Source organism: Falsihalocynthiibacter sp. S25ZX9, assembly GCF_041205405.1.
Classification (GTDB): Bacteria; Pseudomonadota; Alphaproteobacteria; order Rhodobacterales; family Rhodobacteraceae; genus Falsihalocynthiibacter; species Falsihalocynthiibacter arcticus.
This window is the reverse complement of record NZ_JBGFCD010000013.1, coordinates 23,317-45,762: the sequence shown is the minus strand read 5'-3', so window position 1 is coordinate 45,762 and position 22,446 is coordinate 23,317. Positions and strand designations below refer to the sequence as shown.

Sequence of the window (22,446 nt, the reverse complement as noted above, 5' to 3'; positions counted from 1 at the left end):
GACCGGCGCATCTTCCCTTTTTACCTCCAGCGATTTAAATGAGGGTATGATGGCAACTCTCCAAGAAATCTATGCCGCGCATGTGGCTGACGGCACGTATAAAAACGATACAGCACAGGTGCGCGCTTTGCCCGAACTTGAACGTTTGCGGGTTGATCTCGTTGAAAACGAGGAAAAATCACGCGGATTAAAAGGGCTGTTTTCGCGCAAACCGACTGCGCCCCGTGGCGTCTATCTCTGGGGTGGGGTCGGTCGTGGAAAATCCATGCTGATGGATCTTTTCGTGAGTGCTTTGGGCGATATTCCAGTGCGGCGGGTGCACTTTCACGCCTTCATGCAGGAGGTTCAGGGAGCGTTGCACGAGGCCCGTAAGGATGGCGCAGACGACGCGATTGCACCCGTGGCATCTGCGGTTGCCAAGGATATTCGTGTCCTTGCCTTTGACGAAATGCAGATCACCGATATTGCCGATGCGATGATCGTTGGACGCTTGTTTGAGAAATTGCATGACCTCGGTGTGGCGATTGTTACCACGTCGAACCGCATTCCCGATGACCTCTATAAGGATGGGCTAAATCGACAGTTGTTCCTACCGTTTATAGAGAAAATTAAGGTCGATATGGAGGTCCACGAACTCTCTAGCGAAACCGATTATCGGCAGGATCGCTTGTCAGGAAATCAAGTTTATTTCACCCCCAACAGCGCCGCTGCCCGAGCCGAAATCGAAGCGATTTGGCAGGATTTAACGCAAGGCCAAGGTGCGCCGATGGATATAACCGTCAAGGCACGCACGGTACACATTCCAGAGTTTTGGAACGGCGTTGCGCGCGCGCGTTTTTATGATCTCTGTAGTAAAATGTTGGGCCCCGCCGATTATTTGGCGATTGGGCAAGTGGTGCGACTGTTGATCCTTGAGGATATACCAGCGCTTGGACGTCGAAATTTCAACGAAGCCAAGCGATTTGTGACCCTTATTGATACGTTATACGAGGCGAAAACGCGGCTTATTTGTACCGCCGCAGCGGAGCCTGAATTTCTATATCTTGAGGGGGAAGGTACGTTTGAATTTGAACGCACGGCGAGCCGTCTGCGCGAAATGCAGAGTGCTGATTGGGGAACTTAACCGTTTTCGTGCAGGACGTTCCCAGCCAAATAGAGTGAGCCGCAAATCAAAATGCGACCGCGCTCTGACCTGTTTGCGATTTTTACAATGGCAGACTGAACGTCCGGTGCGATTTCCGCATCCATACCCACGTCTTTCGCCACGCGCGCGGTGACGCCGGCGGGTAATGTGTTGGCCTCATTTGGAATTGAAACGGCAGTGAAGGACGTCACAGACGCAGCAAGTGGCCGTAAATATCCAGCGATATCTTTGGTGTTAAGCATGCCGCAAATGATGTGCGTGTCCTTTGCGGGAAGCGTCCCTAGCAAGGAAGCGATGGCTTCTCCGGCGGCCGGGTTGTGACCTCCGTCAAGCCATACTTCGTTCAGACCCGCCGCTTGGCTCAGTGGCCCCTTGGTGAGACGTTGCATGCGAGCCTGCCAGACTGTTTTGGTCATTGCAGCCTCGCAAGCGGCTTCGTCAAAACCAAGCGCTCTGAGGCTGGCGATTGCAATGCCAGCATTTTGGATTTGATGTTCGCCAAGGAGGGTCGGCAGGGGCAGATCAAGCAAGCCTGTTTCATCCTGAAAAATCAAGCGGCCGCGCTCTTCAAAAACATGCCAGTGTTGGCCCTGAGCGATCAGTGGAGCGCCAAGTTTGGCTGCGCGAGCTTCAATTACCGCGAGCGCGTCATCTTCCTGCTTGCCGACAACGCAAGGCACGCCCCGTTTGATAATCCCGGCCTTTTCGCCCGCGATTTCTGTAAGCGTTTCCCCGAGGTATTGTGTGTGATCGATCGATACAGGTGTGATCACCGTCAGGGCGGGTTTTTCTACGACGTTGGTCGCATCAAGGCGTCCGCCAAGGCCGACTTCAAGCAACGTGAAATCCGCAGGTGTGCGCGTAAAGGCGAGCAGGGCTGCGACGGTTGTGATTTCAAAATACGTGATGCTCTCGGGGCCGTTTGCAACATAGCATTCGTCCAGAATAGCCGCCAGCGCGTCTTCGGTTATGAGGTCCCCTGCGAGACGAATGCGTTCGTGAAAGCGGGTAAGATGCGGCGAGGTGTAGGCATGAACCTGTTTGCCAGCCCCCTCGAGTCCCGCACGGATCATCGCTTGCGTGCTGCCCTTGCCATTGGTTCCCGCGATATGGATGACAGGCGGAAGGTGCTGTTCCGGATGATCCAGAATCGCCAAAAGCCGTTCCATACGATCGAGCGTAAGGTCGATAATCTTGGGATGCAGCGACATCATCCGTTCAAGGATAACGTCCGAGGCGGCAGTGCTCACTTTTTCACGGTCTCGGAAATTTCAATTTTGGGGATCTGTGCGTCGGGCTTGGGAAGTTCGCCAGAGACAACTGGCGGCAGACCCATGAGCATCCGCACAATGGCCGTGAGCTCGGATTTTAGATCCTTGCGTGCGGTGACACGGTCGAGCATCCCGTGATCGAGCAAGTACTCCGACCGCTGAAAACCTTCCGGAAGTTTTTCGCGCAATGTTTGTTCAATGACGCGTGTGCCCGCAAAGCCGATCAACGCATTTGGTTCACCGATCTGAACGTCGCCAAGCATCGCATAACTCGCCGTAACCCCACCGGTTGTGGGGTGGGTGAGGACAACAATAAACGGCAAGCCTTCTTCTTTGAGCATTTGGACGGCAATGGTCGTGCGCGGCATTTGCATGAGCGAAAGAATGCCCTCTTGCATGCGCGCGCCACCAGCGGCGGAGAACAGAATCAACGGACGTTTGAGTTTTACGGCACGTTCCGCGGCGGCAATGATCGCATTGCCGACATACATTCCCATCGAGCCGCCCATAAAGGCAAAGTCTTGCCCCGCGGCGACGATCGGTGTGCGGTTCATTTCGCCCTCAGCAACAAGCATTGCGTCGCGTTCGCCCGTTTTCTTTTGCGCGGCTTTTAAGCGTTCGGGGTATTTCTTCTGGTCGCGGAACGACAGTGGATCGACCGTCACTTCGGGTACAGGAACTTCGGTGAAAATACCGCCATCAAAGAGGTCTGCGAATCGGGCGCGCGGACTGATGTGCATATGGTGGTCGCACGACGAACAAACGTTCAAATTTTCCGACAACTCGCGGTGAAACAACATTGTTCCGCATTCGGGGCATTTCTGCCAAAGATTCTCGGGCACTTCGCGGCGCGAAAAAAGTGAGTTGATCGTGGGGCGAACGTAGTTTGAAATCCAGTTCATCCGAGCTTGTCCTGCTGTTTGGGTCGCGAATTTGCGTTACCCCTCAAATAAGGAATGACGCGACGAATTGCAATCAACGACGTACCGCAAGACGGATTGCAAGCCAAGAAACTCCCAGCATTGCGTATTCCAGCAGTATTTCGACGCTTGTTGGGCCAAAATCGGCCGGCCCTTCCGTGAATACGAATAGCGAAAGGCCGCTCATATTTCCGGGATATGAAACGACTAGCATGGCAAACGCGTTGTTCACAAAATGCAACCCAATCGCCGCCCCAAGGTTTCCCGTTCGCGCGACAAGGTCCGTGGCTGCGAGCGAGAATAAGCCCGCCCAAATAACGATAGACCATGCGTGTACACCGTTTGCTGGGTCGAAATGTCCAAGGGCAAAAACAAGGGTTGGCGCTCCCATCCAGACAAGGGGCGAAGAAAATCGAGCGGCGAGTTGCTGCAAAAGATACCCCCGAAAGAAGATTTCTTCGGCGCTGGTTTGGACGAGCAAGCCAAGGAGCGACAGCGGAAACAGGAGGGCCCATGTCTTTGGTGCTAGGTTTTCGACGATCTCGACGCTCCCGCTCCCGCCATAGGGCGGGAGCAAAATGAGGGCAACATTTAACACCAGCATGGCCTTAACGGCGCGCCAAAACTGTCGAGCCATATGCATTGGATCGCCGAGAAGTGAGAGCGCCGAGCGCTTGTGGAGGATTATGACGGTTGCCGCCGAACCAAGTGTGAGCAAACCAAACGAATACAAAATCACGAGGGTGGCCGCCGGCGCGACGTCACTTTGTTCTAGTAAGGTCGTCCCCACATCGCTCCCTATTGCGGTGACCTCCCTCAAAAGGGGGGCAAAGGTTGAAAGGCCCATGCTATAAATCGCGAAGGTCAATGCGATCCCCGCGGCCGTCCGCCAAATCTGGCAAGTGTCACGGGCCGGTGCGATGAAGCTTTGAAGGGGGAGGTATGACATTAGGCCTCGGAGAGGGTGTGAGAGTGTGGTTGCGTGGGGATGTCGTTTTAAGTCAAAATAGGCGTAAAGATGGTTGAAATTGAGGGTTTTGCGCGTGAATATAGGTGTGAAACAAACTGTTTGCTTTCCGGAAACTATTTGACGTCATATAAGACGTTGAAGAAAAACACCAAAGCAGCAATTGATGGGCGACAAGAGTAGGCATGGCGAAACATATTTTACCGCTTTTGGATCGCGCGTTCCATTCTCGAATTTTACGCCGATGGACACGTTGGGCGCAAGAGGCGGAGGTTGTCGATTTAAAAACTTTGCGGGCTTTGCGTCGTCGTGGTCGGCAAATTAATTCCCGTGTTAATGAACTGCTCTATGTGGCCGAAAGTCGTTTGGCGCTCCCCAGAATTGGATCGACAGCTATTCAAAAACCTATGCATTCAGATTGGGCTTGGCGACCAGAACTTTGGCGCGGCCCGTTGGTGCCCCCGGGGCGCTCCGCAGTTAAGACGCGGGAAACGTTTGGGCGCGAGGTTTCTGTCTTTCACGACTGTGAAATTAGCGAGTTAACCATCCGACAACTGCGCAACCAGCACGAAGCGGATTTAGCACCGTTTGGCCTTCGCATGGACGTATTTCGTTTTGACGGTAGCTTTCTGTCCCTCGTGATCGAATTGCCCGAAAGTGCTGCGCAGGGGTTCAAGTTGAAGCATTTGTTGCGCCTTGATGCGATTATTGAAATGGAAAAGCCGCTCGAAATTTTTGCGCGACTCAATATAAAACACGGCCCCAATACAGAACAAGTTGTGCGGGAGCTTCCTTTGATTTCAGACAACGTGATGGTCGAGTTTGATCTCTCGTATACGAAAATGAATGAGAAACGCGTTGAACGTGTGTGGATCGATTTGATTTTTGAAGGCCCCGAAATGAACCAGATCATTTTGCGTGATTTGACCCTCAGCCGCCGACCGCGTGCTGAACTTTAGGAGCAAAATATGAACGCACTATCTTTGGTAAAAATTAGAATAAAAGAAGGGTATTGGGAAGGTATTCTGACGAGCGATAAAGGCGATTCCACCCCCCCACAGGTTTTGGTGACCCATCTTGAAGCCCCTCTTGAGGGGGTTGAAGTGATCGCGCAGCATGATACCAGCAACGAATGGCTTCTGCGGATTGCGATTCCGATCGAATTGCTTTCGGACGGGGTTCACACGTTTTTGATATTCGACAAGGACGAGCAAGCCCTCCTTGATAGCTTCTCGATTGTTGCTGGCGAGCCTTTGTCGCAAGATATTCGCGCCGAGATGAATTTGTTGCGTGAAGAACTCGATATGCTCAAACGTGCTTTTCGGCGCCATTGTGTGGAAACGGCACCCTAACTTAGTTTGACGCGGCGTTTTACGTGACATCCTTTTGTATGGCCGTCAGTTTGACCGCGCAGGAGGATCAATTATGACCAGCTATCCCACATTATTAGCGCCCCTTGATTTGGGCTTCACGACTTTGAAAAACCGCGTGCTCATGGGGTCCATGCACACGGGGCTTGAAGAGACCAAAGATTGGAAGCGAGTCGCACGGTTTTACGGCGACCGCGCTGCAGGTGGGGTTGGTTTGATCGTTACGGGTGGCATGGCACCCAATAGTGAAGGGGGTGTTTTCCCCGGAGCTGCTGGCCTTTTTACCGCAGAAGACATCGAAAACCATCGCGTCGTAACGGAACGTGTACACACCGAAGGCGGCAAGATCGTCATGCAAATTCTGCACGCGGGCCGCTACGCATATTCCCCAGACTGCGTTGCGCCAAGTGCCATTAGATCCCCAATTTCGCCTTTCCCACCGAAAGAATTGGACGCTGACGGAATCGAAAAACAGATTGCCGATATCGAAATGGCCGCGCGACGCGCAAAAGAAGCGGGTTATGACGGCGTTGAAATTATGGGGTCGGAGGGATATTTCCTTAACGAATTCCTCGTAACGCATACCAACAAGCGGGAGGATGAATGGGGCGGTTCCTATGAAAACCGCATGCGCCTTCCTGTTGAAGTTGTACGGCGGGTTCGCGCGGCAGTTGGAACAGATTTTATCGTCATTTTCCGCCTGTCGATGATTGACCTTGTGCCCAATGGGTCCACATTCGACGAAGTTGTACAGTTGGCCCAAGCGGTTGAGGCCGCAGGCGCGACCCTCATCAATACGGGCATTGGGTGGCACGAAGCGCGCATCCCGACGATCGCAACATCGGTCCCTCGGGCCGCCTTTAGTTGGATTACTAAGAAGCTTATGGGCCATGTTTCCATTCCCGTGATCACCAGCAATCGCATTAACAGCCCGGAGATTGCAGAGGGGATTTTGGCTGATGGTGGAGCCGATATGGTCTCTATGGCGCGCCCCTTCCTTGCGGACGCCGATTTTGTGAACAAGGCCGCCGAGGGCAGATCTGCGGAAATTGCGCCGTGCATTGCATGTAATCAGGCCTGTTTGGATCATACGTTTTCGGGAAAACTCACAAGCTGTTTGGTGAATCCACGTGCGTGCCACGAAGCGGAAATCGAAATTGTGCCAACCAACATGCCCCGCAGTGTGGCAGTTGTGGGGGCGGGCCCAGCAGGGCTATCGACCGCGATTACCGCGGCTCTTCGGGGTCACAAGGTAACTCTCTTTGACAAGGCCGAGGAAATCGGTGGCCAACTCAATATCGCGAAGAAAGTGCCAGGCAAAGAAGAGTTTTTTGGATTGGTAGATTGGTATCGCACAATGGTTGAGAAAACCGGAGTGGAGCTTCGTCTGGGTCAGGCGGTAACGGCGCCCGAGCTTATGCCGTTTGACGAAGTCGTGGTTGCGACGGGGGTTCTTCCACGCGATCCGGAAATCGCAGGCCAAAACGCTCCAAACGTTCTCTCTTATATCGACGTCATCAAAAACGGCGCTCCTGTGGGAAAGAAAGTCGTCATTATTGGCGCAGGGGGAATTGGTTTTGATGTCGCTGAATTCGTTGCGCATGACGGCGTGAGCCCTGCTGAGGACCTTGAAGTGTGGAAGCGCGAGTGGGGCGTTGGCGACCCTGAAGAAACCCGTGGTGGGCTTGCTGTCGAAGGAGCGCACCCACATCCGGCTGCGCGTGAGGTCATTATGGTGCAACGTAAAGCCGAGAAATTGGGGAAACGTTTGGGCAAGACCACGGGATGGATCCACCGTGCGACCCTGCAAATGAAAAACGTCAAGATGATCGGCGGTGTGAATTACGAGGCCATTCTCGCTGAAGGCTTGCAAGTAAGCTATGGCGAAGGGCGCGAACGGCCAGAGATACTCGAATGCGATACAATTGTTCTGTGCGCAGGGCAGGTGCCAGAACGCAGTCTTGCGGAGAGATTGTCGGCCTTGGGAAAAACGGCGCATGTGATCGGTGGTGCGGACGTTGCCGCAGAATTGGACGCCAAGCGGGCGATCAATCAAGGCACGCGGCTTGCCTGTACTTTCTAGGATTTAAGGCATTAAAAACAAATGGTTGTCGGGATGAATGGTGCGAGATTCGCCGTTTGTCCCGTTTCCACTTTACGGACGATCACCCTAAATACCGCGGTATTGTCAGGCCATCAGCACATTTCCGCCTAAATTGGCCCCTAAAAACAACCTTAACGAACAAGTGGACGTAAGGGTGAAAAATGGACCGACTCACAGAAATGGAAGCCTTTGCCACAGTTGTGGATCAGGGTGGATTTACCGACGCTGCTAAGAAAATGGGGATTTCCAAATCCGCAGTTTCCAAGCACGTCTCCTCCCTTGAGGCTCGTCTAGGCGCGCGACTTTTGAATCGAACGACCCGCCGCGTTAGTCCAACTGAAATTGGACTCGCCTATTATGACCGAGCGCGCCGTGTTTTAAATGATGCGGGGGAAGCAGACGCCCTTGTCACATCCATGCAATCAGCGCCTTCGGGTCTTTTACGTATTTCCGTTGCTACAGATTTTGGTGTGAACCACCTGTCGCCTGTCCTCGGGGATTTCCTTTCAGAGTTTCCTGATATCACCGTGAATATGGTGCTCAATAATCGATTTGTTGAGTTAATTAGTGAGGGTTTTGACATGGCGATCCGCATTGGGGAGCTTGAAGACAGCACCTTGCGAGCGCGAAAACTCACTGAAACGACAAAGCGTATGGTTGCGGCTCCGTCCTATTTTAAAGAGTTTGGGCGGCCCGAAAAAATTGACGATTTAAGCGATCACAAACTGCTTCATTATTCCAGCCAATCAAGTGGTGCCGTTTGGAAATTGACGGCTCCGTCTGGGGAAAAGCGACAGGTTCGCACGTCGGGCTGGCTCTCGGTGAATGACGGACAATCGCTCCTAAATGCGGCGGTTTCCGGCCTCGGAATCGCGTATTTGCCAAGCTACCTATATGCAGACGCATTGCGCAAAGGCGATGTCATTGAAGCAATGCCAGACCTTCCCGTGGAAAAGCAGGGAATATATGCCGTCTACCCACCGGGTCGATTCACACAACCAAAAGTGCGCGCCTTTATCGATTTCTTGGTGAATTCATTCGCCGAAAAAGGACCAGATATTTGGTAAGCTCCATTTAACGTTTGTCTGAAGAGGTCACCTGCGAAAACGGGTGGCCTTTTTCATTGGGCGTAGGATGTTCGCTTATTGAGTGGACGTAAGGATGACTTCAACGCGACGATTGAAAGTGCGGCCTTCTTCGGTCAGGTTGCTCGCGCGGGGGGCTAAAAAGCCCATCCCTTCTGCCGTGACTTGGGTCTTCGAAACGCCATGTTTTCCGGTCAGAAGTTTAACTACGGACGCCGCGCGTTTTTTGGACAAGGCTACATTTCCACTCAAGGAACCTTCGGAGTCCGTATGTCCAACAAGGGCGGTTTTGCGTTCCGGGTTGTTATTCAAATAGTCTGCGAGGGCGGCCACGGTGGCAAAATCTTCCCCCGATAAAGCCGAAGACCCCGTCGCAAATTCCAAATCGTCTAGAACGAATGACCCCTTGTTTTCAAGAGTGTACGAGAGACTTCCAGGATCTAGAGCGCCCGAAATTTGGACCCCCTTGGTGGAGGTTGTAAGCGGGATGGGTTGTGTGTCGACCCTCCCTAAATTTGTAACTTGAATATAACCAGTGGTTGACGATTTGCTCACTACGAGGCTGGTGTATTCGGGTTTATCTTCGCCCATCCGCTGGGCTGACAAAAACCGAAAGTCACCAAGATCAATATGCATGTTCGGCTCAGGTAGTATTTCTGTTTCAAAACGGAAATCAAACCCACCACAGGATGCGGCGTCGCACTCAAATATCACATCATAACCAGCTTCGATTAATTGCTCGCGAAGGGGGGCGAGAAGTTGAAGGGTAGTTTTGTCGGAAGCACTCACGCGCCAAGCTTGTTGGGTGAAGGAGCCTTCTGCCCATATACTTTCGAAACGGCCCTTTTTCCAACCGCTAATCGGCAAAGCATAGCTCGCAAATTCCTCCACAGTTTCGGTTGCAAGCGACGCACCGAACGGCAGGTGTAAATCCATAGCTTGCGCGGGCGGAAACGCGCAGACAATTGCTCCAGCTAGTAGATATTTACGCTTAGTATTCATCTATTTTGGCCGTGATATTCCGAGTTAGGTTGCATTTGCGTCGCCGAGGCCACGCGATTTGTCATGTTAAAGAACGCCGCAACGTTGGCGATGTCCCATATGTCGCGATCAACATACCCCACGTCTCTTAGGGTTTGACGGTCCGCTTCTTCAATTGTTGCGCTTGATTTTGTCATTTTTAGGGAAAAATCAAGCATTGCGCGTTGATTTGGCGCAAGCTGTGCCATCCGATAATTCATCACCAGCATCTCGCCCAAAATGGGATCACCTGAAAGCGCCCGGACCGCTTGGCCGTGGGCAACGAGGCAATAAAAGCATCGGTTCTCGGCGGAAACAACAACCGCAATCATTTCGCGTTCCAGCTTAGAAAGGCCACTTGGGGCGAGCATCAACTCGTTATACAGTCCGGCGAATGCGTCGAGTTTCGCAATATCAAACGCATGGGCACGCAAAACATTTGGGATCAATCCAAGCTTTTCAGCACAAAGGTCAAAATATTTTTGAGTGTCTTCCGGAAGAGGATCAACCACAGGAAGGTTAAGGGCTGTTGGGCTGATTTCCGTGTTTTTCAAATTGACTACGCTCGTTTTGGGGCCAGAATTCTGTAGTGGTAGTGTCCCACAGGCTTCATGCCAAGGGAAGTATAGAGTGCGTTGCCAGCTTTGTTTGCCTGGGTAACAATAATGCTCAGTCGTTCTGCCCCATGATCTTGGGCCCAATTGGCCGCAGCACGCATTATGTTGAGAGCGACACCTTGCCGACGCAGGGATTGTTTTACCTCAAGCGAGTGTAACATCGCGGTTTTTTCGTGGATTCCGACAAAAGCAACGCCGGCCGCGTGGTTGTTTGCGCGCCCAAGAAGAGTCGTTTTGGGGGTAGTGACGCGCTCCATTACAGCGATGCGTTCGGGGCCAATTCCCGCGTCCGCCCAAATTTCGGTCATGATCGCGAGGGGCGGGAACATTGAGAAGCAAGTGAGGCGTGGCAAAGATTCCGTAAGGCTTTCAACATCCGACACATAAATGGTGACGGGGTCAATCACCGTGTATCCAAGGGCTCCGAGAGCAATATCTAGGTCATTCTCACCGTCACGGATCATAAAAAGTGGAGATTGTTGGATTGCAATCATCTCGGCTTGGGCGACTGAAATTTCCGCGTGCTCTAGGGGGGCATCGAGCGTTGCCGCGCTTACTCTCTTGCCTCCTCCCGTACCATTTCGCACAACAAACCCGCCAAGGGTTTGGCTGGACGCGGACCGCCAAGTGGCCTCGGCTACGGCATAGTAATCGACGGTCATTGTGGGAACAGTGCGGTCAGGGATGCAAATGCGGTGTCCAAGCGGATTGGGTCTTGGCCGCGAATAACAACGTTTGAACCGTAAATACCATCGTTTTGGAACGGGTAGGACCCAAAGGAGAGATCGCTGAATTCCTTGGCTAGTTCCCCAAGCGGGGCGGCGATATCCCCTTCACCGCGTTGGATCCGAAGGGTGCGGCTTAACATCGGTTCGCCGCCAGAAAGCAGTGGCAAAACGCTTTGTACCATGGCTTGAAAAACGCTGGGAACACCCGCCATGACATGGCAATTTTCGACGGTAAATCCGGGGGCGATGGAAACCGGATTGTCAATCAGCGTGGCGGTCGCGGGGATGCGGGCCATACGCAACCGCGCTTCGTTTAGTTCGCGGCCCGTTTTTTCGTAGTGATCAGCGAGAAGCTTGCGGGCATCGGCTCGCACGTCGATGGTTTTGCTGAAGGCTTCGGCAATGCAGTCGGCGGTGATATCGTCGTGGGTCGGACCGATGCCTCCAGAGGTAAACAAATGCGTGTATTGCGCGGCAAGGGCGCGGACCGCGGCAACAATCGCGGGGGCATCATCGCTCACAACGCGTACTTCTTTGAGGTCGATGCCGTAATCCGTCAAAGCTCCCGCCAAGTGGTACATATTGGCATCTCGTGTGCGGCCAGACAGGATTTCATCGCCAATGACGAGCATTGCAGCGGTTGGGTTGGGCATCTCGCACTCCTTGATCGTTGGTGGCGCAAGGTATAGGCCAGCAATATGCGCTTTGATACCCCACTTATACCCGCCGTTTTGATCCGTCGCTACAAACGATTTCTAGCGGATGTGCGCCTCGCCGATGGGCGCGAGGTGGTCGCGCATTGTCCGAATCCGGGTTCGATGATGGGCTTGGCGGAGGTGGGGATGCGGATTTGGTTGGAGCCGAACGACGACCCTAAAAAGAAGTTAAAATATGGGTGGCGATTAGTCGAGCATAGTGACGGAAACTTCACTGGAATTGACACGGGTCGGGCAAATCGGATCGTCGCGGAAGCGTTGCTGGCCAAGAAAATTGCGCCGCTATTGGGGTATGGAAATATCCGCTCGGAAGTAAAATATGGCACGGGATCGCGGGTCGATTTTCTGCTTACAGGCGAAGCGCCAGATTGTTATCTTGAAGTCAAGTCCGCGACTCTAATGCGCGAGGCACCTCTTGTGGAATTTCCCGATAGCGTGACGGCGCGTGGCGCAAAACACCTTGCCGAACTGTCGCAAATGGTTGCCGAAGGGCATCGGGCTGTGCTGCTGTTCTTGGTGCAGCGAACGGGCGCGACCCACATTGATGTCGCGCGGGACTTGGATCGCAAATACGGGGAAGCCTATGATCTTGCTCGTAGCGCGGGCGTCGAGTTTCTGGCGTATGGTTGCGAAATATCACCTGAAAGAATTGAATTGTCGGGACAGATCCCGTTCGGTCCAAGAAAATAGGCCAAAGCTCTAGCCCTTTTGCTTAGTCTCGCCTATTTAGAGATCACACTAGTTTTGGAGATAAGTTTTGAACGAAGCGCGCGGTCGTCTGACAAAAGACGGAATTCGAATTTACGAAACGGCTGATTTTGCAGGAATGCATGCGGCAGGGAAACTTGCGGCCGAAATTTTGGATGCAGTTGCCGAACATGTTGTGCCGGGAGTGACGACGGGTGCGCTTGATGACCTCATTACAGAACACGTAAATCAAGCGGGCGCGAAGTCGGCGACCATTGGCTACAAAGGCTATAAGCATGCCAGTTGTATCTCGGTTAACCACGTAGTTTGTCACGGAATTCCGGGTCCAAAAGTGGTTCAGGATGGCGATATTTTAAACATCGATGTCACAGTCATTGTTGATGGCTGGTTTGGAGATACGAGCCGGATGTATGTTGCGGGCAAACGCTCCAAAAAAACTGAACGCCTGATTCAAGTGACGCATGACGCGCTGATGGTGGGAATCGAAGCGGTCAAGCCGGGGAATACCTTTGGTGATATCGGCCACGCGATTCAAAAGTATGTTGAGAGCAACAGAATGTCCGTTGTCCGCGATTTTTGCGGCCACGGATTGGGGCGTGTTTTTCATGCGCCACCCAATGTTTTGCATTATGGCAAGCCAGGTACAGCAGCCGTGCTCGAGGCCGGAATGTTCTTTACGATTGAGCCGATGGTGAATTTGGGGCGTCCAGAAACCAAAGTTCTCGCGGATGATTGGACGGCGGTTACGCGCGATAAATCATTGTCCGCGCAGTTTGAGCATTCTATTGGCGTAACCGAAACAGGGGCCGAAATATTCACTCTTTCGCCCCGGAACCTTTACCATCCAACTTGGGTGTAGCGGGATCTGAGCGTCCTACCGCATCGTTTTTGACGGGGCACAAATTTTTGACCAATCGGTCTAGTTGCGAATGATTTGCAATTGGCCGAAAGGGGAGGTAACAAGTCTCACCACGCTTCAAAAGGAGGGTGGTTCACTTACCTCTAGACGAAAAGGAGGCTGCGCGATGAAAATCACTCTCAAATCCGCCGCCCTCACTGCCCTTGTTGCAACTGCTGCTCAAAGCGCGTTTGCCCAAGAGGTTACCCTTCGCTTTCAGCATTTCGTTTCCCCGAAATCTGCGAACCCAACTTACTTTATGCAGCCTTGGGCCGATAAAGTCGAACGCGATTCGGACGGTCGCATTAAAGTGGAAATCTACCCCCTGATGCAACTTGGAGGCAAAGCGCCTTCGCAATACGACCTCATTCGTGACGGGGTTGTGGATGGTGGTTGGGTCATTCCGGGATATCAACCCGGGCGTTTCCCCGAAGCTGAAGCCATGGAAATGCCGTTCATGGTCACCAAAAAGGGTGAAGAAGCCAGTAAGGCCGCTTGGATTTTTACTCAAAAGCACCTGATGGATGATTTCGCAGATGTGAAGGTAATAGCTGCGCATATGCATGGCCCCGGAGTGGTGCATAAAAAGGGTCCAGGAATTGCGGAAATCGCCGATTTCGACGGTGTAAAATTACGCGGACCTTCGCGTCCTGCAACGCTTCTTTTAAGTAAATTAGGGGCGAATCCGATCGGCATGGCCGTTCCAGCCTTCCCAGAAGCGCTCTCAAAAGGTGTGGTTGATGGCGGGGTTATCACGTGGGAAATGGCGCCCTCGTTGAAGCTCGACGAATTGACAGATAGCCACACCGATGTGGCGGGCGACAAATCCCTGTACAGCCTCTTTTTCATCTGGGCGATGAATAAGGACGTATATGAAGGGTTGCCCGACGACCTAAAAGCCGTGATCGACGCGAACTCTGGCTTTGAAACTTCCGCTTTGGCAGGGCGTGCGCACGACACGGGTGACATCGAAGGCAAGCAGGTCATGATTGATGCGGGCAACGAAATCGCCGAGATCAACCAAGAGCAGACCGAATTGATGAAGGCGCTGGGTGAAGAGGTGGTCGCTGAGTGGATTGAAGAAGTTTCGCAAAAAGGTCTCGACGGAGAGGCGCTTATCTCTGATGCGCGCGCTGCGGTTCAGTTAACTGAAGGCACCGCTGCGCCTTTGGAGTAACGAATGAAGTGAGGGTCGCCCATGGATTTGGGCGGCCTTTTCAAGCAATAGGCTCCAGAAACGTGACATGCGTATTACCATAGCGGCGGGTGTCGCGACGAGAAAAACCACGGGGCGCGGCTGCTGGCTGATCCTCTTCCCAAACGATCAGCGCCTTTGGGTCGATCCATCCCATTTTAAGTGCGTTTTCAAGCGCAGGAGCCCCTAAGTCTTGACCATAGGGGGGATCGAGAAATATCAGATGACAGGGCTTTTGCGCCGCAGGAAGCCCGTTGGCGGCACAGGTCAAAACGCTCGAGTCAGCTTCGCGATGTAGGATTTTGATGTTCTCGCGGACCAGCTTTTTTGCAATTCGGCCATTGTCAACAAACGTAACATGTTCGGCACCCCGACTGAGGGCTTCTAGGCCTAACGCACCAGTCCCTGCGAAAAGATCCAAAACGCGTGCACCCTCGATCGGGCGGCCAAACGCCCCCCCGTTGAGAACATTAAACAGGCTCTCGCGTACACGGTCGGACGTGGGGCGAAGATGTGCCGCGTCATCGCCGATGCCGACGTCCGTCAGCTTTGTTCCACGGTGTATGCCTGCGATTATTCTCATGATAGCAAAGCCTTAAGGTTGGTCGAGAGATCAGAAATTGCCGCAGGGTCTGGTGTCCTCCCAGCCTCAATTAGGCGTTTTCCGATCATATAGGCACGGGGGTCATTCATCGCATCAACGGCCAAAAGCGTGCCGTTTTGATAGTACCAATGGCTCTGGGAATTTTCCGTTTCACCTTGGCGCACAATCACTCGATCATACCCTGTGTTTAGCCCAGCGATCTGGAGTTTAACATTGTACTGATCGCTCCAAAACCAGATTTTCGGCACATACTCAACTTGAGCGCCCATCATGTTTCGCGCGACGACTTCGGCCATATCAATAGCGTTGGGTACGCTTTCTAGTCGGATGCGCCCACCCTTGTAGGGCAGAGAGGCGCAGTCCCCCGCAGCCCAAATATTCGGGTCGCTAGTTTGACCCGTCGAATCCGTCTTGATTCCGTTTTCAATCGCCAAACCTGCCGATTCAGCAAGAAGATTGCCCGGAGTTACGCCTATGCCAACGATAACAAAATCAAAGGCTTCTTGGGTGCCGTTCGAAAATTCGGCCCCAGTAACTTCGGTGGTTCCCAACAATCGCTCCAATCCCAAGCCTTCGCGAACTTTCACGCCGTGGGACGCATGAAGAGCACGGAAATAGTCGGAGGTTTCAAGGGCGGCGACGCGGCGAAGAATGCGATCTGCCGACTCGATCAAAGTGGTGTCGACACCCTTTTTGGCCGCGACCGCTGCTGCCTCAAGGCCGATATACCCCCCTCCGACAATCAATAAGCGCGCGTCCTTGCGAAAATGTGGTGCCATTGCGTCGACATCAGCAAGGCTGCGAACGCGAAAAACCTTCCTAAGTTGGCCACCGATTGCAGCGGGAAAAACGCGTGGAGAAGAACCCGTTGTGATGGCCAGCTTGTCATAGGACAGCGTTTCTCCTGCAACCGTGACTGTTTTGGATATGGCGTCAATTGCGTCAACAGGTGCGCCTAATCGCAAGGTTATTTTCAGGTCTTGGTAAAAACTTTCGGGGCGTAAATGAAGGCGCTCTCTTGCCATTTCGCCGAGTAAATAGGCCTTTGAAAGTGGCGGGCGCTGGTAGGGTATTTCTGCTTCACTTCCGATCAGGGTAATGTCGCCCTGAAATCCATCGTTGCGCAGCTTGGCAACAAGGGATGCGCCTGCTTGGCCAGCACCAACAACGATAAAATGCGACATGGGACGCGCCTCTCAGAGTATAATTTTCGGGCAAGATAGAGTGCGATGAGAGGAGTTGCAAACATCACCGCCCGCAAACCCTCGTCTACATCATATTTAGACGAGAAAATGCCCGCTAAGGTCCTTAAAGAAGGAGGCTTGGATAGAAGCGGAACTACCCCCATTTTCTCATAGTTCAAAAGTCGTAATCCATGTTGCGCTCAAACTTGGGGGATGGTTTTGAAGGGTCCATATTCGGTTAGAACTTCAATTTCCCTGCCAACGGCTTTTGCTTCAGCGTCCAAAAACTGCGATACGGCATGGTTGAAGCCCTCGTCAGCAATCCAATGAAGGGAGTGGGTTTGAACGGGTAAATACCCGCGGGCCAATTTATGTTCTCCTTGTGCGCCAGCTTCGACTCGCTTCAATCCGTGTTCAATCGCAAAATCAATTGCCTGATAATAGCAAAGTTCAAAATGGAGAGCGGGGTGGTCTTCGATGCATCCCCAATATCGTCCGTAGAGCGTTTCTGCGCCGATCATATTGAGGGCACCTGCAATTGGCCTCCCGTCAGCGAGCGCAAGAACCAGCAATATGTCGTCGCGCAGTGTCTCTTGCGCAATGTCGAAAAATGCGCGTGTCAGGTAGGGAGTACCCCATTTTCGCGCACCGGTGTCTTGGTAAAATTGCCAGAAGGCGTTCCAGTGATCGGGTTGAATTTCGTCACCGGAGAGTTGAATAATTGTTCCGCCAAACCCCTGTGCGGTTGCGCGTTCGCGGCGAATATTTTTGCGTTTACGTGCCGCTAAACTTGCAAGAAAAGCGTCGAAGTCTGAGTATCCAGTATTCAGCCAGTGGAATTGTTGGCTTACACGGCGCAGCAAACCCATCTGCGCGCCAGTCTCGGCTTCGGCTTCGGTACAAAATGTGATGTGTAAAGACGATAGTTTGTTTTCCGCAGCGAGTTGAACTGCACCTTGAAGAAGGGCGCTGCGGCCTTCGGCTTCAAATCCAGGTAGAGTTAAAAAACGGCGTCCAGTTGCTGGCGTGAACGGGACGGCCATCTGTAGTTTGGGGTAGTAATTTCCCCCAGCATTCTCGAAGGCTTGAGCCCAGTTGAAGTCAAAAATATACTCTCCCTGACTGTGGGATTTTACGTAAAGCGGGGAGGCCGCAATCATTTGACCGTTTTTATGGACCGTCAGGTAGCGTCCGTGCCAACCACTCGTTCCGCCAACGGATCCACTGTCTTCTAGCGCTTTGAGAAAACGGTAGGTTGTGAAGGGATCAAAGGGGCGCGCCCCGTTCACTGCCTCTGGACAGGCGCAAGCGTCCCAGTCGGATGCGGAAATATCCGAAAGTGTCGGATGGATTTGGACTTCAATTTGCGCGCTCATAGGTCCTCAGGATACTGGGATTAGGCCGAAAGAGAGTGCCCGTTCGCTTGTGTCGGTCAAGAGGGCAGGTATTGTTCGAATGTCACGTTGTCAGCAACTTGACGGGCAGCGGCCTCACTGGCGTTCGACGTGATCGTCCAGCACAGAACAGGTACACCAAGCGATTTCAACTCCTGCACGCGGGGAATTGAAAGGCTATTGTGATCATGACTAATGAAGCTGCTTTTTGTGCGGTCAAAATCTTGGATGGCGGCAAGCTCATCGCGCCGATCCTGTGGGACGTGCAGCGAACTTCTGTCGTCCATAAGGCATGTTGTCAATCCGCGGGGATGATCGGGAAGTAAGTTTGCGATGACTTCTACCGAATATGGATTGAATGACATAAAAGCAATCGGCCCATTGTAGGAAACGGCGCATTGGGCCACCGCGTTTTCCAATGCGCCCACATTTGGCCCCATCGCGCCGTCTTGGTCTTTGATTTCCACAAGAAGAGGGACGCGTCCAGCGACCAACGCGAGGGTCTCCGAGAGCATCGGGATCGTCTGAGTTTCACCGTGGAGCAACTCGATTTGAACGAGGTCGCCAGACTCGCGCATTTGAATCGGGCCGTGCACGCCCGTCAGTCGAGTCATGTTGTAGTCATGGAAAACCATGGCTTGCCCGTCTTTGGAAAGTTGAACGTCCAACTCAATCCCATAGCCGCCTTCAATTGCAGCGAGAAACGCGGAGCGACTATTTTCGGGGCGTAGTGCCGAAGCATCATGAAGGCCCCGATGGGCGAGTGGTCGATCAAGAAAAGATTGGGGGAGGCGCGGAATTTGTCTCATTTGATTTCGAAAATACCTTCGATTTCAACAACAACGCCAAAGGGAAGGGAGGCTGCGGAAACAGCGGATCGTGCGTGTCGCCCTGCATCGCCGAGCGCTTCGACCATGAAGTCGGATGCCCCGTTGATAACGGCGGGCTGTTGATCGAAGTCGGGTGTGGAATTTACGAAACCAACCAGTTTTACAACGCGAACCAAACGATCCAAGTCCCCATCGCAGGCTGCTTTCACTTGAGAAAGAAGCGAAATGGCGCAACTGCGCGCGCAGGCGGCCCCTTCTTCGATTGAGATAGTATCGCCCAGTTTCCCGACGGCAAGTGCGCCGTCCTTCATCGAAATTTGACCCGAGACATACACTGTATTCCCAGTGCGCACAGACGGCACATAGTTCGCGGCTGGTGCTGGCGCATCAGGCAATGTCACACCAATTTTGGCCAAATTACTTTCGAAAATCCCATTCATGCGTCTGTCCTTTGAAACGGTTCCATAGGGACGGTAGCGGGGAAATGAAGCAGTGAAAAGGGGCGATTACTCCTCGCGAAAAGCCTTGTTGAAATAATCTGCAAACGGCTTCACCAAGAATGTGAGTGGTGAACGATCCCCGATCCGGAAATAGGTCTCGACGGGCATTCCGGGGATCAATCGGCTTCCGTTAGGGAGTTTTTCTTGCTCACCTGGGTTGAGGACAACTTCGCTTACATAATAAGCAAGTCCTGTTTGTTGATCAACGAGGGCATCCGGCGAGAGGTGGGTCATTGTGCCCAAGAGTTCGGGTGTGTCGCGCGTATCGAGTGCCGAAAAACGCAAAACGGTCTCTTGGCCCACGTAAACCTGATCCACGTGGATCGGATTGATCCGCGCAGAAATGACCAGCGGGCGATCTTGAGGCACGATATACAAAAGTGGGTCTGCGGGCCGAATAACGGCGCGTTCGGCAAACACCTGAAGGGAAAGAACGACGCCGCTGACGGGCGCGCGAATGTCCAAATTGCTGAGGCGCTCTTTGAGGGAGGATTCGTTTTCGCGCAGTTCCAGTTCCCGCAGTTGCAGATCGCGGAGCAGGCTAATCGTTTCTTCGCGGCGGTCGGTTCGAATTTTGAGAATTGCAAGATCAATGCCCGCCATGCGTCCTTGCGATTGCGCCGCGCTGGACGTCAATTCGCCCACAAGTCCGCGCAACCTAGCTTGCTCCCGCAGGAGGGCTAAGACCCGCGAAGCCGTAGCAAGACCGCGATCTTGAAGGGTTTGCTGCGCGTCCAACTCTTGCACAATGAGCTCAAGTTGCGTCACGAGCGCGGCTTGTTGGGCTTGGATTCCTTCCACTTGGTTGGCGATCTGTTCGCGCTGCTTTCCAAGCTGTTCAACTTCACTCGTTTGGGTTTCCGCGCGTGCTACAAAAAGGCGGGATTGACCGGACAAGACGTCCTCAACCTCAGGTCGGACCTTTGCGATCGTGAGGAGGGAGTCGTCGAATTTTATCTCGGAAGCCTTGTCGCGCTCCGCTTGAAGTCGTGCGCGACGAGCGGATACCTCATAGAGTTGCGATTGCGTGATAGAAAGCTCAGAGAGGGTGCGGGCTGGATCAAGAATAATAAGAGGTTGATTGGCTTCTACAACGTCCCCTTCGTCCACAAGTATGGATTGTACGACGCCGCCGTCCAAATGCTGCACAACCTGTCGTGAGTTGTCGACCTCGATTTGCCCTTGGGCGATGATCGCGCCCGAAATACTCGTCGTGGCCCCCCAATAACCAAAGCCGACGACGAGAATTAAGATGGTCGCGAACCCGAGGGCAACATACCTTTTGGCACCATACTTCATGGCCATTTGCGCGCTCATGTAACTCCCCCCGCGCCTTGATTCTGGCTAATTTGGTTGTGGTTTGTGACGTTCTGTTGAAGAATTTCGTTCTTTGGTCCGAATGCTTTGACCGATCCGTTCTCCATAATAAGAAGCAAGTCACATTCCCGAATGGCGGCGGGGCGATGCGCCATTATGATGACCGAATTGCCCGCAGATTTGGCGGCACGAATGGCATGGTTTAGGGCCTCGGAGCCGACGTTGTCGAGGTTTGAATTGGGCTCGTCGAGCACCAACAAGACGGGATCATCATAAAAGGCACGCGCCAAGCCGATACGCTGAATTTGCCCTCCTGACAGGCGGCCACCCGCTCCGGACACCTGCGTGTCGTATCCCTGTGGGAGCGTCAGGATCATTTCGTGGGCGGCGGCTTTTTTCGCTGCAGCAACAACCTTATCATCGTTGATATCTTGGGAAAGCCTGCCAATATTCTGGGCAACGGTGCCCTCAAAGAGTTGAACCTTCTGGGGGAGATAGCCGATATATTTTCCAAGAACGTCTGGATCGTATTGCTCAAGGGAGGCGTTATCCAACCGGATGGTTCCCCCAGCAAGACGCCAAACCCCCGTTAAGGCGCGCGCGAGCGTTGACTTGCCCGAACCCGACGATCCAATCACCCCGAGAGCCGTACCTGCGGGCAGGGAAAAGCTCACCATTCTAAGGGCGGCCTGACTGTCGCCGGGGGGAACGACGGTGACCTGTTGTACGTCGAGTTTTGCGCTGGGCGGGGGAAGTGTTGTGCGCGGCTCTTCGGGGGGGATGGCGCTTAGAAGTTCGGACAATGATCGCCACCCTTGTTTGGCCCGCACAACATAGGCCCAGCCGCCAATTGCTTGCTCAACGGGTTGAAGCGCGCGTCCAAGAAGGATCGACCCTGCGATCATTGCGCCGGCGGACAGCTCGTTTTGAAGGACGAGATACGCCCCAAGCGCAAGCATGGCAGATTGAAGGAACTGGCGGAAAGTCTTGGTGGTCGTTGAAAAACCGCCCGCGCGATCAGAGGCGGTGAGCGTAAATTCCAAAGCACTTTCACGCGTTGAGCGCCAACGCTCAAAGGCGGCCTCGCGCATTCCCAAGCTTTGAATGGTTTCCGCTTCGAACCGAATCTCTTGGGCTTGCAAGTCGGCTCTGCGGGCGGCGAGGCCAGCCGAGAGAACAGGCGCTTTTGTGGAAATTTGGTTGAAAAAAGCCACGACCATCAGGAATGCCCCCCCCGTGACCGCGAGGATGCCAAGCCACGGGTGGAAGAGAAAAATTGTCGCGATAAAGAGCGGCGTCCACGGCAAGTCAACGAAGGCAATGAAAATGGGGGAGGAAATGAAGGATTGCACGGCATCGACATCTTGCAGCGCTGTATTGGCGTTCTTTTGCAATTGCGGCACCGTGTTGGCGCGTAAAACGGCGGAAAAAACCCGCTTGTTTAAACTGGCCTGAAAACGAGCCCCTGCACGCGCCATAATCCGCCCACGCGTGAAATCCAAAACGCCCATGCAAAAATAAAGGAACGTTGCCAATATCGAGAGTGCAATCAGCGTTTCAACAGAACGACTAGAAAGGACGCGGTCGTAAATTTGGAGCATAAACAACGGCCCCGTCAGCATTAACAAGTTCACAAAGATGCTGAATAGAATCATCGCCCAGATTAGGGGGCGGTTCTGGCGCTGTGCCGCATTGAGTTCTTCGCGACCCAGATCAGTGAATTGTTTTTGCATTAGGCGTAAATGTCTCGTTTAATAAGAGTTGCGGTTGCAATTCCGTAGGCTGCGTTGTACCCAAAAAGCTTCAAAAGATAATCGGTCGGTCTGTTTGGGTTGGGCTTTGTCGATAACATCATTGTGTGACCCAAAAGTACA

General features: G+C 53.1%; 22 protein-coding genes. 8 read left to right on the top strand and 14 right to left on the bottom strand.

Annotation, left to right across the window (positions count from 1 at the left end):
* Positions 1–49 precede the first annotated feature (49 nt).
* Positions 50–1,123 carry a cell division protein ZapE gene (gene zapE / locus AB9F29_RS14875; protein ID WP_369756250.1) on the top strand — a complete coding sequence of 358 codons (1,074 nt, stop codon included), beginning with the start codon at positions 50–52 and terminating at the stop codon, positions 1,121–1,123.
* Here the strand turns inward: zapE and AB9F29_RS14870 are convergent.
* The 3 genes from AB9F29_RS14870 to AB9F29_RS14860 form a co-directional block, all read right to left on the bottom strand.
* Positions 1,120–2,394, bottom strand: a complete 1,275-nt coding sequence (locus AB9F29_RS14870; RefSeq protein ID WP_369756249.1) for a folylpolyglutamate synthase/dihydrofolate synthase family protein — start codon at positions 2,392–2,394, stop codon at positions 1,120–1,122. The two genes, zapE and AB9F29_RS14870, sit on opposite strands and share 4 nt — an antisense overlap.
* Positions 2,391–3,317: an acetyl-CoA carboxylase, carboxyltransferase subunit beta gene (gene accD, locus AB9F29_RS14865; protein ID WP_039002417.1), complete on the bottom strand. Its 927-nt coding sequence runs from the start codon at positions 3,315–3,317 to the stop codon at positions 2,391–2,393. Before accD ends, AB9F29_RS14870 begins: the two co-directional genes overlap by 4 nt.
* Before the next feature lie 73 nt (positions 3,318–3,390).
* Entirely contained in the window at positions 3,391–4,284 is an 894-nt protein-coding gene (locus tag AB9F29_RS14860; protein WP_369756248.1) for a lysostaphin resistance A-like protein, read from the bottom strand.
* A gap of 203 nt (positions 4,285–4,487) precedes the next feature.
* Between AB9F29_RS14860 and AB9F29_RS14855 the strand changes: the two genes are divergently transcribed.
* The 4 genes from AB9F29_RS14855 to AB9F29_RS14840 all read left to right on the top strand — a co-directional run bounded on the left by AB9F29_RS14855 (position 4,488) and on the right by AB9F29_RS14840 (position 8,843).
* Complete coding sequence (locus AB9F29_RS14855; protein ID WP_369756247.1) at positions 4,488–5,261, top strand: DUF6478 family protein; 774 nt, start codon at positions 4,488–4,490, stop codon at positions 5,259–5,261.
* A 9-nt stretch (positions 5,262–5,270) separates the two neighbouring features.
* Positions 5,271–5,654 carry a hypothetical protein gene (locus tag AB9F29_RS14850; RefSeq protein ID WP_335585386.1) on the top strand — a complete coding sequence of 128 codons (384 nt, stop codon included), beginning with the start codon at positions 5,271–5,273 and terminating at the stop codon, positions 5,652–5,654.
* A gap of 73 nt (positions 5,655–5,727) precedes the next feature.
* Positions 5,728–7,755, top strand: a complete 2,028-nt coding sequence (locus AB9F29_RS14845) for an FAD-dependent oxidoreductase (protein WP_369756246.1) — start codon at positions 5,728–5,730, stop codon at positions 7,753–7,755.
* 182 nt (positions 7,756–7,937) lie between these two features.
* A complete protein-coding gene (locus AB9F29_RS14840) occupies positions 7,938–8,843 on the top strand; it encodes a LysR family transcriptional regulator (protein ID WP_039002422.1) in 906 nt (301 codons plus the stop codon).
* A gap of 75 nt (positions 8,844–8,918) precedes the next feature.
* Here AB9F29_RS14840 and AB9F29_RS14835 read toward each other — a convergent pair whose 3' ends face one another.
* The 4 genes from AB9F29_RS14835 to AB9F29_RS14820 are packed head-to-tail and all read right to left on the bottom strand — an operon-like array spanning position 8,919 to position 11,879.
* Positions 8,919–9,863: an OmpA family protein gene (locus AB9F29_RS14835; protein WP_369756245.1), complete on the bottom strand. Its 945-nt coding sequence runs from the start codon at positions 9,861–9,863 to the stop codon at positions 8,919–8,921.
* Complete coding sequence (locus AB9F29_RS14830) at positions 9,860–10,435, bottom strand: peroxidase-related enzyme (RefSeq protein WP_039002423.1); 576 nt, start codon at positions 10,433–10,435, stop codon at positions 9,860–9,862. Before AB9F29_RS14830 ends, AB9F29_RS14835 begins: the two co-directional genes overlap by 4 nt.
* Positions 10,436–10,440: 5 nt before the next feature.
* Positions 10,441–11,160, bottom strand: coding sequence for a GNAT family N-acetyltransferase (locus AB9F29_RS14825; protein ID WP_369756244.1), 720 nt, complete (start codon positions 11,158–11,160; stop codon positions 10,441–10,443).
* Positions 11,157–11,879 carry a competence/damage-inducible protein A gene (locus AB9F29_RS14820; protein WP_369756243.1) on the bottom strand — a complete coding sequence of 241 codons (723 nt, stop codon included), beginning with the start codon at positions 11,877–11,879 and terminating at the stop codon, positions 11,157–11,159. Before AB9F29_RS14820 ends, AB9F29_RS14825 begins: the two co-directional genes overlap by 4 nt.
* A gap of 45 nt (positions 11,880–11,924) precedes the next feature.
* On the opposite strand from AB9F29_RS14820, the gene sfsA reads away from it, so the two are divergent.
* The 3 genes from sfsA (at position 11,925) to AB9F29_RS14805 (ending at position 14,725) form a co-directional block, all read left to right on the top strand.
* Positions 11,925–12,632 carry a DNA/RNA nuclease SfsA gene (gene sfsA, locus AB9F29_RS14815; RefSeq protein WP_369756242.1) on the top strand — a complete coding sequence of 236 codons (708 nt, stop codon included), beginning with the start codon at positions 11,925–11,927 and terminating at the stop codon, positions 12,630–12,632.
* 67 nt (positions 12,633–12,699) lie between these two features.
* A complete protein-coding gene (map, locus tag AB9F29_RS14810; RefSeq protein ID WP_335585392.1) occupies positions 12,700–13,509 on the top strand; it encodes a type I methionyl aminopeptidase in 810 nt (269 codons plus the stop codon).
* Positions 13,510–13,675: 166 nt separating this feature from the next.
* Positions 13,676–14,725, top strand: a complete 1,050-nt coding sequence (locus tag AB9F29_RS14805) for a TRAP transporter substrate-binding protein (protein ID WP_335585393.1) — start codon at positions 13,676–13,678, stop codon at positions 14,723–14,725.
* Positions 14,726–14,765: 40 nt separating this feature from the next.
* On the opposite strand, the gene rsmD is transcribed toward AB9F29_RS14805, so the two are convergent.
* The 7 genes from rsmD to AB9F29_RS14770 form a co-directional block, all read right to left on the bottom strand.
* Positions 14,766–15,326 carry a 16S rRNA (guanine(966)-N(2))-methyltransferase RsmD gene (gene rsmD / locus AB9F29_RS14800; RefSeq protein ID WP_335585394.1) on the bottom strand — a complete coding sequence of 187 codons (561 nt, stop codon included), beginning with the start codon at positions 15,324–15,326 and terminating at the stop codon, positions 14,766–14,768.
* A complete protein-coding gene (locus tag AB9F29_RS14795) occupies positions 15,323–16,531 on the bottom strand; it encodes an NAD(P)/FAD-dependent oxidoreductase (RefSeq protein WP_369756241.1) in 1,209 nt (402 codons plus the stop codon). Before AB9F29_RS14795 ends, rsmD begins: the two co-directional genes overlap by 4 nt.
* A 200-nt stretch (positions 16,532–16,731) precedes the next feature.
* A complete protein-coding gene (locus AB9F29_RS14790) occupies positions 16,732–17,907 on the bottom strand; it encodes a GNAT family N-acetyltransferase (RefSeq protein ID WP_369756240.1) in 1,176 nt (391 codons plus the stop codon).
* Positions 17,908–17,963: 56 nt separating this feature from the next.
* Positions 17,964–18,734 carry a glycerophosphodiester phosphodiesterase family protein gene (locus AB9F29_RS14785; protein ID WP_369756239.1) on the bottom strand — a complete coding sequence of 257 codons (771 nt, stop codon included), beginning with the start codon at positions 18,732–18,734 and terminating at the stop codon, positions 17,964–17,966.
* Positions 18,731–19,195 (bottom strand): RidA family protein, encoded by a 465-nt coding sequence (locus tag AB9F29_RS14780; RefSeq protein WP_335585398.1) that lies wholly within the window; start codon positions 19,193–19,195, stop codon positions 18,731–18,733. Before AB9F29_RS14780 ends, AB9F29_RS14785 begins: the two co-directional genes overlap by 4 nt.
* A 66-nt stretch (positions 19,196–19,261) precedes the next feature.
* Entirely contained in the window at positions 19,262–20,572 is a 1,311-nt protein-coding gene (locus AB9F29_RS14775) for an HlyD family type I secretion periplasmic adaptor subunit (RefSeq protein ID WP_369756238.1), read from the bottom strand.
* On the bottom strand, positions 20,569–22,305 hold the full coding sequence (locus AB9F29_RS14770) for a type I secretion system permease/ATPase (RefSeq protein ID WP_369756237.1): 1,737 nt from the start codon (positions 22,303–22,305) through the stop codon (positions 20,569–20,571). Before AB9F29_RS14770 ends, AB9F29_RS14775 begins: the two co-directional genes overlap by 4 nt.
* Positions 22,306–22,446 lie beyond the last annotated feature (141 nt).